9 protein-coding genes are annotated in these 14,411 nt (G+C 37.2%); 4 read left to right on the top strand and 5 right to left on the bottom strand.

All coding sequences use genetic code 11. From position 1 onward, the window contains the following. The first annotated feature begins 93 nt into the window (after nt 1-93). Nucleotides 94-1,899: an ABC transporter ATP-binding protein gene (locus tag DRF61_RS20070; protein WP_111960413.1), complete on the top strand. Its 1,806-nt coding sequence runs from the start codon at nt 94-96 to the stop codon at nt 1,897-1,899. A gap of 149 nt (nt 1,900-2,048) precedes the next feature. Here DRF61_RS20070 and DRF61_RS20065 read toward each other — a convergent pair whose 3' ends face one another. Then, the gene (locus DRF61_RS20065) at nt 2,049-2,750 is read right to left on the bottom strand and encodes a CoA transferase subunit A (protein WP_111960411.1); all 702 of its coding nucleotides are present in this window, start codon (nt 2,748-2,750) and stop codon (nt 2,049-2,051) included. Between the two features lie 372 nt (nt 2,751-3,122). Here DRF61_RS20065 and DRF61_RS20060 point away from each other — a divergent pair, with 372 nt between their 5' ends. Then, the gene (locus DRF61_RS20060) at nt 3,123-4,646 is read left to right on the top strand and encodes a membrane-binding protein (RefSeq protein WP_111960409.1); all 1,524 of its coding nucleotides are present in this window, start codon (nt 3,123-3,125) and stop codon (nt 4,644-4,646) included. 347 nt (nt 4,647-4,993) lie between these two features. Then, complete coding sequence (locus tag DRF61_RS20055) at nt 4,994-5,680, top strand: DUF3667 domain-containing protein (RefSeq protein WP_111960407.1); 687 nt, start codon at nt 4,994-4,996, stop codon at nt 5,678-5,680. Between the two features lie 108 nt (nt 5,681-5,788). Here DRF61_RS20055 and DRF61_RS20050 read toward each other — a convergent pair whose 3' ends face one another. Then, entirely contained in the window at nt 5,789-8,527 is a 2,739-nt protein-coding gene (locus DRF61_RS20050) for a fibronectin type III domain-containing protein (protein WP_111960405.1), read from the bottom strand. 291 nt (nt 8,528-8,818) lie between these two features. Here DRF61_RS20050 and rplS point away from each other — a divergent pair, with 291 nt between their 5' ends. After that, on the top strand, nt 8,819-9,175 hold the full coding sequence (gene rplS, locus DRF61_RS20045) for a 50S ribosomal protein L19 (RefSeq protein ID WP_034704964.1): 357 nt from the start codon (nt 8,819-8,821) through the stop codon (nt 9,173-9,175). Nucleotides 9,176-9,575: 400 nt separating this feature from the next. On the opposite strand, the gene DRF61_RS20040 is transcribed toward rplS, so the two are convergent. The 3 genes from DRF61_RS20040 to DRF61_RS20030 all read right to left on the bottom strand — a co-directional run bounded on the left by DRF61_RS20040 (nt 9,576) and on the right by DRF61_RS20030 (nt 14,389). Then, a complete protein-coding gene (locus tag DRF61_RS20040; protein ID WP_111960403.1) occupies nt 9,576-10,571 on the bottom strand; it encodes an alpha/beta fold hydrolase in 996 nt (331 codons plus the stop codon). 80 nt (nt 10,572-10,651) lie between these two features. Then, nucleotides 10,652-11,632: an EamA family transporter gene (locus DRF61_RS20035; RefSeq protein WP_111960401.1), complete on the bottom strand. Its 981-nt coding sequence runs from the start codon at nt 11,630-11,632 to the stop codon at nt 10,652-10,654. 126 nt (nt 11,633-11,758) lie between these two features. Next, complete coding sequence (locus DRF61_RS20030; RefSeq protein ID WP_111960399.1) at nt 11,759-14,389, bottom strand: T9SS-dependent M36 family metallopeptidase; 2,631 nt, start codon at nt 14,387-14,389, stop codon at nt 11,759-11,761. Nucleotides 14,390-14,411 lie beyond the last annotated feature (22 nt).

The following is a 14,411-nucleotide window of genomic DNA, read 5'->3' as shown; positions in this document are numbered from 1 at the left end:
TTTTCACTTGAATACAAAAGGTCTTTGTTATTCAAAATTATTAATACCATAAGTCAAAATAATATCTCTAATTTTGCAACATTATTTATTAAAATGAAAATACTTTTAAGATACCTCAAGCCTTACCAATGGTTGATTATCCTTTCTTTGTTATTGGCAACCATTAATCAGGTTTTTTCTTTATTTGCCCCGGCCATCACGGGTAATATCCTGGACCGGCTGGTAACACATCCTAACTTTTTTGATAAGGAAAAACTTTTACCCAGAAATCTGAACCAATATTTATATGGAGACGGAATTTATCATGGGGTATTCTATTTTTTAGGGCTGCTCATTGGAACAGCGATGGTAAGCCGAATAGCCAAAGCTTTTCAGGATTATGCAGTAAGTGTGATCACTCAGAAGTTTGGCGCAAAAATCTTTACGGATGGCTTAAAACATTCAATGGCTCTTCCTTATCAGGAATTTGAAGATCAGAGAAGTGGTGAAACCTTGTCTATTTTAACGAAAGTAAGGGAAGATACTGTAAAGTTCATCACCAGTTTTATTAATATCTTCTTTGGAATTTTAGTGAGTATTATTTTCGTTTCCGTGTATGCGATCCGCTTACATTGGTCGATCATGCCTGTCTATATCTGCGGGATTTTCCTGATTGCCTTCATCACTAATTTACTGAGTAAAAGAATTAAAAGCATTCAGAAGAATATCGTTTCGGAAACTACAGCTTTAGCCGGAAGTACTACAGAAAGCTTAAGAAATATAGAAATCGTTAAAAGTTTAGGCTTAACGAATCAGGAAGTGATCCGTTTAAATAATAATACCTACAAGATTCTTGGACTTGAGCTCAGAAAGGTAAAAAGCATCCGTTCTTTAAGCTTTATCCAGGGTACGATGGTCAATTTTCTTCAGCAGATGATCACCATGACTCTGTTGCTTTTAATTTTTAAAAATATTGTGACTCCCGGACAGTACCTTTCCCTGATGTTTTATGGTTTCTTTATTTTCGGACCGATGCAGGAAATCGGGAACATCATTATTTCTTACCGTGAGGCTGAGGCTTCTCTTTTCAATTTTGATAATTTAATGAAAAAAGAGGTGGAAGAAAAACCTCTCCATCCGAAACAGATCGGTGCTATTGAAGAACTGGAATTTAAACATGTTTCTTTTAAACATCAATCGGCTCAGTATAAAGCTTTAAATAATATCTCTTTTGATGTTAAAAATGGAGAAACCATTGCTTTTGTAGGGCCTAGCGGTTCAGGGAAAAGTACATTGGTGAAATTGCTGGTTGGACTGTACAGACCACAGGAAGGAAATATTTTTTACAATAGCATCAATGGAAAAGAATTTGATTTTGATGAGCTGAGGAATCAGATTGGTTTTGTTACCCAGGATACACAGCTTTTTGCAGGAACCATTAAGGAAAACCTTCTTTTTGTAAATCCTAACGCTACAGAATCTGAACTGGATATTGCGTTGCAGAAATCGAGCTGTACAGCATTATTGGAGAGAGCAGAAAAGGGTATCGAAACTGTTATCGGTGAGGGCGGACTGAAACTGAGCGGCGGAGAAAAACAAAGAATCGCCATTGCAAGAGCACTTTTAAGAAAACCTCATTTATTGATCTTTGACGAAGCAACTTCGGCTTTAGACAGTATTACGGAAGAAGAAATTACCTCTACCATAAAAGACATCTCAAAAGAAAGAGAACAGATTACCGTTCTTATTGCCCATCGTTTAAGCACGATTATGCATGCTGACAGAATCTATGTATTGGAACGCGGACAGGTAATTGAAATGGGATCCCACGATAATCTGATTGCCGAAAAAGGATTGTATTATGCTATGTGGCGACAGCAGATCGGGGAAAGAAAAATGCTCATTTCACCGGAAGCATAACATAAACAAAGCGCTGAAGATATTTTCAGCGCTTTGTTTTTTTATAATATTTAATCACAAAAGTTTTTTAACACTTAGGCTTTTTAGAAACCCTTAGATTTTCATCTTATGAACTTCTGTTTTAATTTGGCTTTTATGGTTTAGAATATTTATTCTTTTGTTCTGACTGTTCTCTGCTCTATTCTCTTTTCAAACTTTTCACCCTGGAAAATTCTCTGGATCATGATCCCCGGAATATGGATCTCGTTGGGATCTAATGTTCCCGGTTCTACCAGCTCTTCTACTTCTGCGATGGTAATTTTTGCTGCTCCTGCCATAGGATGGTTGAAATTCCTTGCAGAACCTTTAAAGATCAGGTTTCCGACATGATCTCCTTTCCATGCTTTTACAATGGAATAGTCTGCTTTGTATGCGTGTTCCAGAATGTGAGGCTTGCCATCGAAATCTTTTACTTCTTTACCTTCTGCAATCTCCGTTCCGTAGCCTGCCGGGGTATAAAAAGCTGGAATTCCAGCCTGCGCCGCTCTGCATTTTTCTGCCAAAGTTCCCTGAGGAGTAAGCTCAACTTCCAGTTCTCCTGAAAGCATCTGTCTTTCGAACTCTGCATTTTCTCCCACATAGGAAGAAATCATTTTTGTGATCTGTCTTTTGTGAAGCAGCAATCCTAATCCGAAATCATCCACACCGGCATTGTTTGAAATACAGGTTAAGTTCTTTACATCACTCTCTACCAAAGCATTTATGGAGTTTTCAGGGATTCCGCAAAGACCAAATCCGCCCAACATCAGGGTCATTCCATCTTCAATTCCGCTGATGGCTTCTTTCGCATTTTTTACTCTTTTATCTATCATGAAATACTAGATTTTCTGTCCGTTAAATTTAATAAATTTTATCATATATCCTAAAGACGAAATCTATTCTGTTTTTAAGAGAAGATTGCGAAGCAGATGAAAGAAAATTTCCGTGATTTCACGGAGATTTTATGCTTTAAATTTTCTTTATTTCTCAGCAAATTGATTTATATTTGACACGGTAAAACTGACAATAGAAGATATCATTCGTTGCCATCAATTGATATTATGAAATAAATTCGTTAAATACATTATATGGAATTTTTCTGCAGCAGACTTCTCTATTCTGTATTTCAGATTGTTAAGAGCACTTCGACTCTTAAGATCTATTTCAATAACAAAAGAACATCATTTTAAAACTTTAATAAAAACATGAAAAAATTATTTACGTCAGCTATTCTTGCTTTGTTTCTCAGCATCAGTGCAGCTGCACAGGAGAAAATCTATTTTGACGAAAACTGGGAAAAAACAACTCAGGATAAAATGGAATTTTACCGGGAAACAGAGAATAAAGGAAAGCTTATTTTAATTAAAGATTTTTATAAAAATGGAAAGCTTCAGATGGAAGGCCTTGCTTCGGATGCCACACCGGGCAGCGAGGTTTATGAGGGCAAAGTGACCTGGTATACCCCAGAAGGCAAAGTATTAAATACAGGAACATATTCAGGGGGAAAACAGACAGGACCGTCCCAGACATTTGATGAGAAAGGAAGACCTTTGGACGATCTGGTTTATAAGGAAGACGGTACGTTTAAAGGAAAAGTTTATACTTATAAAGATCCGGAGAATGCACTTTTCTATAACAGCATTACGACTTATGAAAGTTCTGACCGTTTTAAAACCGTTGTTTATGATGAAGATATCAAAGGAATCCGGTATGAGATAACTGCTGACAGTGATGGAAAATACGAAACTAAGTATTACGGTGACAAGGGAAAGCAAATCGGAACAAATAATACCGGCAGCTCTGATGATAATGTAATGGTAGAATACTACTATAATCCAATGAGGGTATCCAAAATTGAGAAATATAAAAGCGATGGAACTGTAAAAGAAGGCATTATATATTCCAAAAACGGAAAGATCCTGCAGGAAGAGAAAAAAAATAAAAAAGACGGCTATAAAACTACTTATGATGAAAATGGTAAGAAAATAGGAAATCTAACCTTTGCTTACGATAAAGAATCTGATTACTACAAGCCTCAGGATGGTGAGGATTATCAGTTTAATTATGAATTTACCGGGTTTTCTGCCATTGATGTTTATAAAAACGGTTCGGTTATTCTTACTACATCTTTTGATGAGAATGGAAAATTATCCTCTGAAAAAATCCTAAAGGATGATATGGTGCAGGAGATCAAATATTATCATCCGGACGGAAGGCTGAAGGGCACTTTAACCTATAAAGATGATATGCCGTACAGCGGTACTTTGTATGAAGAACTTAATGAGCAGCAGTATAAAGATGGTGTTCTGGTTCTTTCGAAGTCTTTCAGGGAAGATGAAAAGATAAAATATGAGAAAAAACTGAATGCAAAGCAGAACGGATATGATGCTACGGTTTATGATGATAAAGGCGGCTTAATGTATACTTATACACAATCTTTGGAAGAAGCTGAAGGTTTCACTGCCCAGATTGTACAGTATGTAAAGGGAAAAGCAGGCAACAAAGCTGTTGTAAAAGACGGGGTGCTTCAGAGTGGAAAAATTAAATATAAAACGGAAGCCGGATTAAAGGAAATGGAGCGCAGCGGAAAGTGGATCCTGTTAAAGGTTTATAATCCCGAAGGAAAGCTTATCCAGGATTCAAAAATCCTTGCAGAGGTTGAGGATCAAGATATTTATAACGTTTTGAGTACAACCATTCAGGAAGATGATCTTCTGTATGATTTTTAAAATATTTTCTAATTTTAATAAAAAATCGGCTATTAGTAATGGCCGATTTTTTTTGCGAAAAATTTAAACTCTTGTATCTGTATTTTTTTGACGCAAAGGAAGATTAATTATGCCGGAGGTTTAAGGGTGGCAAAGATGGAATCAACTCAGTTGAATTGACAAAGCTAAGTGTATGTGTAGATAAAAAATTTGCGGAATCTGTGGAATCTGCGGAATTTTTTTAACGCCAAGAATGATGATTGTAGATTAGAAAAGTATTTGAATGCTAAAAGGGCTAAAAACTAAACTAGAGTGTAAAGTATATATAAAATTATTTATCTTTTTTTGCATTTAAAACTTTAACTGCTATGAATGAAGAATTTTGCTCAAACTGTAAACAAAATTTAAGGCCGAAAAGAATAGACGGACATTACATCCTCCATGAAATTGAACACGTTTTGCATTTTGACAGAGGTATTTTGTATACCATACGGGAACTGTTAATAAGACCCGGAGAAAACATCAGGAATTTTATCAGTGAAAACAGAAGCCGGCTTGTTAAACCGGTGATATTTATTATTGTTACATCATTAATTTACACCCTCATCAATCATTTTTTCCATATCGAAGAAAGCTACATAAAAATTGATGGTGCAGGAGATTCGAAGCTCAATGCCATTAATAATTGGGTTCAAAGTCATTATGGATATTCCAATATCATCATGGGTGCATTTATTGCTTTTTGGTTAAAAATATTTTTCAGAAAATACGATTACAATTTTTTTGAAATATTAATCCTGCTATGTTTCATTCTTGGGATGGAAATGCTGATGTTTTCTGTTTTTGCCATTGTTGAAGGACTTACGAAATATCATCTCATGCAGATTGCTGCAGTGATCGTGTTTGTCTATTTTTCATGGTCTGTAGGACAGTTCTTCGATAAGGGCAAGGTGGCCAGTTATTTTAAAGCACTTGTTTCCTATGTATTGGGAATGATTACGTTCGGTATTTCGATCATGATTTTAGGAGCTTTAATGAACTTAATCTCCCATTAAAAAGTAAAAGATATGATCATTGTTATTTGTATTTTACTGTTCCTGTTTGTATTAAATAGAAAAAGCAGAAAATAATTTTCCTGCTTTTCCCAATATATTGATAGAATATTACTGTATAACCAGTTTTAAAGTAAATAATTTTCTGGTATGAACTTTCACGAAGTATACCCCTTTCGGAAGATTTTCATTCACCAGAGAGAAACGTTGGTTGTTGATGTTTTTGGATTCATACAACAGCTGTCCTGCTGCAGATAACAGCTCAATTTTCTCTATAGGATAATCACTCTTGATGAATGTAGGTTCGCCCGGTTTCGTTGGATTCGGATATATCACTACATTTTTCTCCGTGCTTTTTACCTCGTCGGTTCCCAGTGTTCCGGAGGTTACCTGGAATTGTTTTCTGTTGGAAACCTCTGTATAAGAGTCATTCGTAAACATCACCATATAGTAATTCCCGGGTGTTGTAGGAAGCGCTGTTCCCTGAATGGTCTTTGTTCCCTGGGTAACTCCATCGAAATAAGTATAAGAAACAAAATTATCATCCGGAGTCTGAACACTCTGAGGATAAATTCCCAGCCAGTCTTTGATAATTCCCGGAGAATCCGTCCAAGAAGCGGTAATATTTTCACCTAATGTATATACCGGTTTATTAATCCATAACTCTGTAACGATGTCCCCTACTTTAAAGAATACCTTATCTCCGATTCCTGTATACCCGTCTTCAAGCAGATACTGAGCGTAATAATATCCTTTCGGAAGACCTGTAAAATTCAATGTTCCTGAAGGTGTTGACACATAGCTCCATTTGATAGACGGATTTGTTCCCGGTGTCTGTCCCATCTTATAAATCCCGATCCAGTCTTTTACCAGATTCGGTCCGTTGCTGTAATTGATGACCACCGTTCCTCCTACAGGATAAGTATCTGCAGTTGTCTGAAGCTGTACTTTCGGTCCTACGTAAAAGCTTTTTCTGCCTGTGATTTCAGTATATCCTCCATTGGCAAAGAAGCCTGCAAAATACTGACCTTTATTGGCAATTCCATTAGGGAAAACAGCGGTTCCTGCCGTCTGTCCGTTCGTATAAAGGAAACTCTGAGAAGTAGTTGTTGCCGGAGTTTGTCCTTTTTTATAAATCCCCACCCAGTCCTGCTGGTTTCCAGGACCTCCGGTATAAGTGGCCGTGATAGGTTCACTTTGCGTATATTCGGTTTTGTCTAATGTAAAGGTAGGATTGGAAACCACACTTCCGGATACCTCAAACTGCTTCACATCACTCCAGTCGCTCCATTCCAGGTTTCTGTCCCTGTAACGGACTTTTACATAATACATTCCGTTGGAAATAGAGTTGGCAGGAATGGTTGCTTTTGTAATATCAACCCCGGCATTTAAGTTTTTTGTTCTGTCCGGTGTTCCGTTTCCGTCTTTTCCGAACCAGTTTTCATAATCACGGTAAAATTCTTTTTCAATCACTGAAAAATTAGATGCCTTACTGATTAGAAACTGTGTGGTATTCAGTAATTCTCCGTTAGATGACGCAAAAGCACTTCCATCCAAAGTCAAAGGCAGCGTTACCGGTGCAGAAAAAGTATTGGTAACAGACGGTTTTGAAGGTTTCGGCTGATTTTTATACCTGTGGAAAGTATCCACAATCTCATTGTATTTTCTGTTATAAACTCCTCCTATGGAGTAACATTCAATATCTACTTTTCCGGTCTGTACATCTACTTCCACGATCTGGTACGTCCAGTCGGTCAGTGTTTTCTGTACATCGTCAAAATCCTGCTCATTGGACATTCCCCAATACTGATCCCATGCCGTTCCTCCAGAAATGATCTGGTAATTCGGGGTATCCTTCAATTGGCCTCTGTGATATAAATGATGATGGGCTCCAACGTGCATTAAATATTTATTGGAAGTCGTCAACAATGGTACTGCATTGTTTCTTACCCATGTAGAAATATCTCCTACATACTGTTCAGCCTGATAAGGTCTGTGACTTAAAGAAATGATCCAGTCCACCGTAGGATCACCGTTTGCTTCATTCAGGATCTGGGAAAGCCATGTCTGTTGTGCGGTACCTGTATGTTCCGAACTTAAACTTATAAACAGAACGTTTCCGGCTTGCTGGGCATAATAATTTTCGTTTCCTGATGAAATATTTTTGTATTTAATTTCATCAATATAAAAATGCGCGTAATAAGAATTCATCCCAAGAGTTCCGTACGTCTCATGGTTTCCTACCGTGGTCTGAATAGGAAGATACGGCGATAATTTGATGTTCTTTTTAAAATGGACATTCTCATAATGGTCCAATGTTCCCACATCTACCTGGTCTCCTACCATAAAGGTAAGCGCAATATTATCAGAAGGATCGGAATTGGCTACGAATTTCTGCTTTAATCTCTTGAAGGCGTTAAGGGTAAGGCTATCATATCTTGGTTCCGCTTTAATCTGGTTGTCTCCCATAATCAGGAAACGAATTTTACCGTCTGCAGTGGCAGCTTGTCCGGGAAGAGGAAGCGTTCTGAAGTTATAAACTGCAGATTCGGTGGTCCCGGTCTTTATTTTATAATAGTATTTGGTGTTGGGCTGCAGTCCGGCAATCTTTGCAGTGTGGTAATAATAGTTGTTATTATACCCTGTATCGGAAAAAATGTTGGTTGTTCCGGTAACCGTCACATTCAGACTGGCAGGAGATGTTCCGTAGATTACGGTTGTTTCGTTATTGGAGGCTGTTTTCCAGTTGACGATCATCGAATTCGGCGTCGGGTTCTGGAGATAAGGAAACAGCGTCTGTCCAAATGCCATCTGGACGGCAAAACAGAAAAAGAAGAAATAGTGTTTCATAGATAGTTTATTTTGGTATAGATTTATTTCAATTGTAAATCAGGCCATTAAAAAATAGTGATCTGATTCTTTTAATTTCGGGCAAAAGTAGACTTCTTATATAAACTGTAGCTGTTGGGAACTTAAAGGAACCGTTAACTTTATGGCAAATCCGCAATGAAAAAATTATAGTTTTTAGTACATTAATTATTTGGTGGAATCAAAAAGTATTTTGTATCTTTGCGACCTGTTATTCAACCTCTGACGAAGAACGTGTAAGTTGCTTAGCTTTAACATTTTATTTTATTAATAATGGATTTATTAAAGTACGTACAAGACCAGTACATTACTAAAAAAGATTTCCCTGAATTCAAAGCAGGAGACACAATTACTGTGTATTACGAAATTAAAGAAGGACAAAAGACAAGAACTCAGTTCTTCAAAGGTACCGTTATCCAATTGAGAGGTACTGGCGCTACAAAAACATTCACAATCAGAAAAATGAGTGGTGATGTAGGTGTAGAAAGAGTATTCCCTATCAATATGCCTGCACTTCAGAAAATTGAAGTTGACAGAAGAGGTAGAGTTAGAAGATCTAGAATTTATTACTTCAGAGACCTTAGAGGTAAAAAAGCTAGAATCAAGGATGCTGCTTACAAGAAAAAGTAATTCAGACAACAATACATACAAAAAGAGACTATCTAATCCAGATAGTCTCTTTTTATTTTGCTATAATCGCGGAGCTTTAAAAGCCTTTTTACAATTTTAATTATAAAAAAATTATTGTTCAATTAGTTCTTTTGTCTTGAAACAAAATGAACCAAAAGTTCAAGACTGGAATCTTTCGCTAAAAATTAAAACTTACTCCTAAAATTCCCAAACTCGCGCGGGTTTTAACATTGTTGTTCCGGTTCAATATTTCGTCCGCACTCAGACAGTGGGAATTTTTTAACGGATTAAGTTGTAATTTTTTTAACGCTACAGCTTCCTATGTCAATTATAAGTTACCTAATAATCAATAAAGTACAACTTAATATTAATCACCTCTGTCTTATCCTTTACCTCAACCTCACTTAATAAACTCATACAAAGCACTAATAAATTTTGGGTACACTTCTATATGAGGAAGATGGCCTACATTTTCGAGCTCAATTAATTTTGATCCGGAAATTTCCTGCTGTGTCTTTTTTCCCAGTTCCTGGTACTGCCCCATTTTAGGCTGAAGATCTTTAGGAGCTCTGTCCTTTCCTATTGCCGTTCTGTCTCTCGTTCCGATAATAAGCAGTGTAGGTGTTTTGATATTTTTAAACTCATAGCAGACAGGCTGATTGTAGATCATATCGGAAGTCAGCGCAGCATCCCATGCGACTTGCGGATAATCTTTATGAAGGGTCCAGCCGGCAATAAGATCCAGCCATGGCTGATATTCATCTTTCCATTTATTATCATAATAAAATTTTAGCTGGTAAGCTTTGTAGGTTTCAGCCGTATTTTTAAGCTCGGACTGATAGGCCTGATCTATGGTTTGGTAAACAGCAAAAGTTTTATAATCTTCCAGCCCTATAGGGTTTTCCAGGATCAGCTTCTGAACTTTTTCAGGATAAAGCAGTGTGAATCTTACTGCAACCATTCCTCCCATGGAATGTCCCAGCACTATGGTTTTATCAATTCCCAGCTTATCTAATATAGCTTTGGTATTTTCGGCCAGCTGTGAAAAAGAAAACTGGTAGCTTTGAGGCTTAGATGATTTTCCGAATCCAATCTGGTCCGGAATAATGACCCTGAATCCTTTATCAGAAAGATCTTTTGCTGTCTTTTCCCAATAAGCTCCGTTAAAATTCTTTCCATGGAGAAGCATGATTGTTTTCCCATTAGGTTTCTGTGGCTGTACGTCCATGTAAGCCATTTTAAGATTATTATTCTGGGACTTTAGATCTATAAAATGAACCTCGTAAGGATATTGATACTTCGACAGCATCGCATCCAAGGGTTTTATCTGCGAAAATAGGAAAGTTGGCACTGCAGACAGCATGATAAATGCCATTACCTTTCTGAAATATTTCATAAGAAACTTTATTTGAAGTTTTAAAATTAAAAAAACCGCTTCAAAAGAAACGGTTTTTAATATTATTTATGATTATTTTTTTAAGCTACTTCTACTCCTTTCAGTTCTTTTTTTGCAGGAAGATTCATCAGTACAATCGCAAAAAGGATAAGGACAATCCCCACCCACTGTATCAGTAATACTTTTTCACCCAGTAAAACAAAAGCCATGGTCACTGAAACCGGCAGCTCAAGTGATGAAACAATGCTTCCTAAGCCAAGTCCGGCATTCGGGAAACCAATGTTGAATAAAATAGGCGGAATAATAGTTCCAAATAAAGCGAGTACAAATCCATACGTCCAGAATATTGAATAATTGAACGAGTGAATATGTTCTGTATTTTCCGTGAAATTGAGATATAATGATCTTAACCCACCGAAATACATAGGTCCTATCTGGGCAAAAAACAGGAATGCAATGACTACTACCGCCCCTCCACAAAGCATAATAATACTTTTTCTGAATACAGGAAGATGTGTAGCCAGCGTATTGGATGTAAACATAGTCATTGTATAGGAAGCTGCTGCCATTAATCCCCAGAAGATTCCATGCCAATCGAGCTCAATATCCATATTAATCAGATTTGTAGCCAATATAGTACCGACCAGAACAATAATCACAGAAACTACTTTTCTGGCATTGGGTAATTTCTTTGCTATTATACTTTCCACAACAACACTGAACCAAACCGACTGCATGAGCAATACAATCGCTATGGAAACATTAATATACTGAACTGCAATATAATAGAATAAACTTGTACACCCCAAAGATGTTCCTGCAATCATCAGCATCTTCAGTTCTTTGGAATTCGGTGATGAAAGCTTCTGTTTTGATGTAATAGTTTGTATAAAATTCAGGATTAAAAGTCCAATCAGTCCCAGCAAGAACTGGGAAGTAGTGACTTCTGACGTGGTATAGCCATCATGATAAGCCATTTTCACAAATGTAGCCAGCATTCCGTATATACTAGCCCCAATTCCTACGAACAAAACTCCCTTAAGTATATTTTTCTTCTTCATAATTTTTTTAACAGCCTGCAAAGTTACAATATAATAATTGAAATATCGGAGGCATCAATATGATAGATAAATAAAATCGCCGCAAGCTCTGCTTGCGACGATCCTTATAGTTAATGGATGCAAATATTATTTCTTAACAATTACTTTGGAAGCTGCTTCGAAACCAAGGCCTTTAACTTTCACCATATAGGTTCCGTTGACCAGGTTATTTGTGGAAACCGCTTTTTTATTATCCGGTGAAATCTTATCTTCTGAAGATATCAATTTTCCGGACATATCATAGATTTCCAGGCTTACTTTTCCAATGGTATTGCTTGGGAAGTTGATGTAAAACTCGTCTTTAGCTGGGTTTGGATAAATAGAAATTCTGTTTTCCTTAGCCGATTTTACCTCATCAGTATTCAACACAGCACATTCAGCCGGTAGAGTAAAGCTTTCTACCTGATCATTGATGTTGGCTTTAAGCCCTGCTGATGCTCCCGTACCTAAACCTCTTTTTGCAAAAACCTGCCAGATCATACATTTATCCTGTCCCTGAGTAGCCACTTGTTCTGCTGCCAATATTGCATCTCTGCCCTCTATGAAGCTAGGATTACATGCCTGGAGTTTCAATGCATTGGTTACAAGCTGTAAAACTCTTGAGCTTCCGTTCGTTGTATTTGCCAGTACATCGGAAGAATAACCATATTTTGCAACATATTTCCAATGAAGATCCCAAAGCATCGTTGCCCATACAAAACCAATAGAGTGTACATCCGGTACGACATTGCCACTTTGGTTAGTATACTGCATACCATTTGTATCTCCATACGTATAGTCGTTAATCGTAAAATCAGGAGAATACTTTGCTGGTCTGATTCCAGAACCGGTAATTGCCTGTCCGCCTACATAAGTACCCATACCTCTTGGTACAGCTGCATTATCACCAGACTTATTTGTCAGCATCAATGCAAAGAAATCCGACCAGCCTTCTCCCATTTGCTCTTTACTTACATTTGAATTTAAACATCCATATCCCGTACCTGTCATCCTGTTGGAAATTCCATGACCATATTCGTGGGTTACAATTCCGTTATCAAAGCTTCCATCCGGTGTCATGTTTGATTTTAATGTAACATTTACTGTTGTATTTGCGGAAAGCTGAGTTTTGATGTATTCTCCTTCTGAATAAGCAATAAGTACAGATGGAATAGTAATCGTTGCATCTGTTCCTGACATATTACTCAAAGTAGCACCGTTAGCCTGATTATTATAGATTACAGCAGCAATGGCACCCGCATCCTGAAGATTTTTTGTTTTAATGGCAAAAGCACATGTTCCTCTTTCCACCAAGCCTATATTTCCTGCAAGTGATCCTGCCGGTAAGGCTGTACAACCATCTAAAACCGGTGACAACTTAACATTTCCGGTAGTTCCGGTAAAAGTAAGAGGATTGCCAAACTGTGCAGTTCCTGCACCCGGTGTTCGGGAAACCGCTGGTCCCGGTGCATTGTAAAAAAATACTCTTCCTACAGGTGACCAAAGGTACATCTGCATTCTCGGATTATAACCGTCCTCGGGTGAAGAAAAATTGGCATTGTTTGTGCCTCCTCCATCCTGAGCTTCTGCATACACAGAATCATCATCTACTCCACCTTTTCCAAAGTTATTCTGCTGGAAGTTTCTGGCAGATTCTGTGAATCCAAACTGATAAAAAACATCATGAATTCTATTATTCAGATAAAACAGATTGGTAATGGAAGCATTCCTGTTGTTTGCAGGCAGTTCATTAATATTGAAAGGGAAATCAAAATTTCTTGTTGCCCCGCCTTCTGCCGGAGTACCTGGCAGATACTCCGGGGCTATCGTTAAAGCAGTTCCTGCAACATCTTCATATGCAAAAACATTATTTCCTCTTGTAACCGTATAGTGCGTAATTCCGTCAGAATGCCATCCTTCAGGAGAAGCATTCAGTATCCAAGGATTGCTGATGATTGATCTTGTTCCAAAAGTAGGTGCTTCTATCGGCATAGGAAATACATTATATGATGCATTATCAGGAGCAAATAAAGGTGCATTGTTTTTTGCCATACTATTCTGAGGGCCAATAATTGTATTCTCAAAATGATCAGCATGGTTATGATTAGCATCTGAAGCAAATGCTTCAGGATGGAAATTGCAAGATAATGTTAAATTATTTTTCACCAAAATCTTTCCATTATTTGCATCTACCAAAATGTTCCAATAATTGGGAGATTTAGGCTCTGCCAACGTATATTCATATGCCAGACGCAGGTTACCATTTTCATCATTTGTATAAACTAATCTTTGATTTGCTGATGTTGCCCGTTTGTTATTTTTCTCAATATATTCCAGGATGGTAAAATTAGCAATATCAGGATTTTTCAATTCCTCAGCGATTTTCTGAAGTGCTGTATGTTTATTGATTGTAGCATTGCCTGATGTAGACGCGGCATAATTCTTAACAAAATTATCTGTATAATAGACAATCTTATTATCCTGGACCAGAGCTGTTCCTACAGAACTGTATACCGGAAGGCCGTTATAAGTCTGTAAAAACTTTACAACTTCTCCATTCATTGATTTTGAATGATCAACATTATCAATGATAAAATTGGTAAGGCCGTCCTTTTTATATTCTCTGATCTTATTTTGAGAAATATAATCTTTAATCAGCTTCTCGTTATCTTGTGAAAATAAAGCAGAAGGAAACACTGCGAATGCAGCAAACAAAAGAGGTAGAATTATTTTTTTCATTTTTACTAATAAAGCCGCTAAT

It is taken from the genome of Chryseobacterium lathyri (genome assembly GCF_003290185.1).
Lineage (GTDB): Bacteria > Bacteroidota > Bacteroidia > Flavobacteriales > Weeksellaceae > Chryseobacterium > Chryseobacterium lathyri.
The sequence above is the reverse complement of the archived record's forward strand: the minus strand, read 5'-3'. Positions and strand labels throughout refer to the sequence as shown.

Excerpts from the sequence above, each read along its gene's own strand:
- DRF61_RS20055 (WP_111960407.1), top strand. The coding sequence starts at position 4,994 with ATGAATGAAGAATTTTGCTCAAACTGTAAACAAAATTTAAGGCCGAAA.
- DRF61_RS20070 (WP_111960413.1), top strand. The coding sequence starts at position 94 with ATGAAAATACTTTTAAGATACCTCAAGCCTTACCAATGGTTGATTATC.
- rplS (WP_034704964.1), top strand. The coding sequence starts at position 8,819 with ATGGATTTATTAAAGTACGTACAAGACCAGTACATTACTAAAAAAGAT.
- DRF61_RS20050 (WP_111960405.1), bottom strand. The coding sequence starts at position 8,527 with ATGAAACACTATTTCTTCTTTTTCTGTTTTGCCGTCCAGATGGCATTT.
- DRF61_RS20035 (WP_111960401.1), bottom strand. The coding sequence starts at position 11,632 with ATGAAGAAGAAAAATATACTTAAGGGAGTTTTGTTCGTAGGAATTGGG.
- DRF61_RS20065 (WP_111960411.1), bottom strand. The coding sequence starts at position 2,750 with ATGATAGATAAAAGAGTAAAAAATGCGAAAGAAGCCATCAGCGGAATT.
- DRF61_RS20030 (WP_111960399.1), bottom strand. The coding sequence starts at position 14,389 with ATGAAAAAAATAATTCTACCTCTTTTGTTTGCTGCATTCGCAGTGTTT.
- DRF61_RS20040 (WP_111960403.1), bottom strand. The coding sequence starts at position 10,571 with ATGAAATATTTCAGAAAGGTAATGGCATTTATCATGCTGTCTGCAGTG.
- DRF61_RS20060 (WP_111960409.1), top strand. The coding sequence starts at position 3,123 with ATGAAAAAATTATTTACGTCAGCTATTCTTGCTTTGTTTCTCAGCATC.